Raw genomic sequence first — 2,319 nt, forward strand, 5'->3', positions numbered from 1 at the left:
ACGTGAAAACCGTGATGAGCAATCGCGGTATCGCCATGATGGGTTCAGGTTTCGCGCAAGGTATCGACCGTGCCCGTTTGGCTACCGATCAAGCTATCTCCAGCCCGCTCTTGGATAACGTTACTTTAGATGGTGCACGCGGCGTATTGGTAAACATTACCACTGCTCCTGGCTGCCTGAAAATGTCTGAGTTCAACGAGATTATGCGTATCGTCAACCAAAATGCACACCCTGAAGTGGAATGCAAATTTGGTGCTGCCGAAGACGAGAGTATGAGCGAAGACGCTATCCGTATTACCATCATTGCTACCGGCTTGAAAGAAAACGGTACTGACAACCAACTGCGTGCTGCTGCCCGTACCCAACAATTGGTACGCGGTGCGGAAGAAGCGCCCCAAGCTCAAAGCCAAAGCAATGCTGAAAGCCTGGTTCGTACTAACCGCAATATCCGTTCTATGAACCTGACTGCGGCTGATTTCAGCAACCAGTCTGTGCTGGATGACTTTGAAATTCCTGCTATCTTGCGCCGTCAGCAACATACTTCTGATAAATAATCAGGATCATGTATGAAAAGACCTGCCTTTAAGGCGGGTCTTTTTTATTAGTAAAATATACTTAAGGCCGTCTGAAAATTTTCAGACGGCCTTAAGTTCAAATAAAGTAAATAATAAACTTACCCTTTATTGAGAATTTGCTTGTTTTCGCCCTCACGACGCAATTCTTTGGGCAAGACAAATACAATGCTTTCTTCTGCACCTTCACCTTCACGTATGGTTTCATGTCCCCAATCTTGAATGGTTTGTAAGACTTCTCGAACCAAGACTTCGGGCGCAGATGCGCCGGCAGTGACACCAACCTTGGTTTTGTTTTCAAACCATTCTTTTTTCAGATAGGAAGCATTATCGACCATATAGGCATCAACTCCGCGCAATGCAGCTACTTCACGCAAGCGGTTGCTGTTGGAAGAGTTGGGCGAGCCGACAACAATTACGAGATCGCATTCTTCGGCCAATTCTTTAACAGCAGTTTGGCGGTTGGTTGTGGCGTAGCAGATGTCTTCTTTGTGCGGATTGCGGATATTGGGGAAGCGTTGGTTTAAGGCCGCAATAATATCTTTGGTTTCATCCACCGATAAAGTGGTTTGGCTCACATAGGCAAGCTTATCAGGATTTTTGACGTTCAGTCCGGCTACATCTTCCACTGTCTCAACCAAAAACATTTTGCCCGGAGGCAATTGTCCCATTGTGCCTTCCACTTCGACATGACCTTTGTGACCGATCATAATGATTTCGTAATCTTGGGCATCAAGGCGGGCTACTTCTTTATGAACTTTGGTGACCAAAGGGCAGGTGGCATCAAAAACGCGGAAACCGCGTTGTGCCGCTTCTTCCTGTACGGCTTTGGATACGCCGTGAGCCGAGTAAATCAGTGTGGCACCCTTTGGGACATCCGCCAAGTTATCGACAAATATAGCACCTTTTGCCCGAAGATTATCCACGACGAATTTGTTGTGAACGACCTCATGGCGGACGTAAATGGGCGCGCCGAATTCTTCGAGTGCACGTTCAACAATGCTGATGGCACGGTCAACACCGGCACAGAAGCCGCGGGGATTGGCAAGGATAATGGTTTTTTGAGTCATGTGTGTTCCGTTTTCAGACGGCCTTTGTGTCGTTTGAAGGTGTTTTTTTGTGCAGCAAACCATCTATTACCAAGCAAACTGCGCCAACGCAGATAAAACTGTCGGCAATGTTAAATGCAGGGTAAAACCAGTTTTGCCAATAGAAAAGCAGAAAATCGACAACGTGGCCGTGAATCAGGCGGTCAACCACATTGCCAATCGCGCCACCGATAATCATGGCAGCCCCCAGTTTGCCCCAGCGGCCAAATTCATCACGCCAGATGGCACGGGCCAAATACAGGCTGATAACGACGGCCAGACCTAAAAAGAAGAATTTTTGCCAGCCGCCTTGGTCGGCCAAAAAGCTGAATGCCGCGCCTGGATTATAGGCAAGGGTCAGGTCAAAAAAGTCTGGAATGATGTTGAGGCGTTCGCCTTCGGTAAAGTGTCTCAAGATTTCCCATTTGCTCAGTTGGTCAAGAATGATGGCGACGAGGGAAAGTAAGAAAAAGGGAATTTTTTTAGAAGAGGATGAACTCATGTTTTCAGACGGTTTATGTAATAAAGGGCTTATTTTACCTGAAAGCAGGCTGGAAGTGTTTGCGATGGCATCGGCGTTAAGGCCGTCTGAAAATAGAAACGCCGCCACTTGAATATATCAAAGGGCGGCGGCGTGGTAAGCATATGTGGGCTTATTG

2 protein-coding genes and 1 pseudogene are annotated in these 2,319 nt (G+C 47.4%); 1 reads left to right on the forward strand and 2 read right to left on the reverse strand.

Going from position 1 to position 2,319, the window contains the following annotated elements; genetic code table 11:
- Window positions 1–554: pseudogene (locus ACTHUM_RS11685) on the forward strand (cell division protein FtsZ); the annotation flags it as partial.
- Between the two features lie 119 nt (window positions 555–673).
- Here ACTHUM_RS11685 and ispH read toward each other — a convergent pair.
- Window positions 674–1,642: a 4-hydroxy-3-methylbut-2-enyl diphosphate reductase gene (ispH, locus tag ACTHUM_RS11690; RefSeq protein WP_219089364.1), complete on the reverse strand. Its 969-nt coding sequence runs from the start codon at window positions 1,640–1,642 to the stop codon at window positions 674–676.
- A gap of 13 nt (window positions 1,643–1,655) precedes the next feature.
- Window positions 1,656–2,162 (reverse strand): signal peptidase II, encoded by a 507-nt coding sequence (gene lspA / locus ACTHUM_RS11695; protein ID WP_219089366.1) that lies wholly within the window; start codon window positions 2,160–2,162, stop codon window positions 1,656–1,658.
- Window positions 2,163–2,319 lie beyond the last annotated feature (157 nt).

It is taken from the genome of Neisseria sp. P0021.S006, from assembly GCF_051956895.1.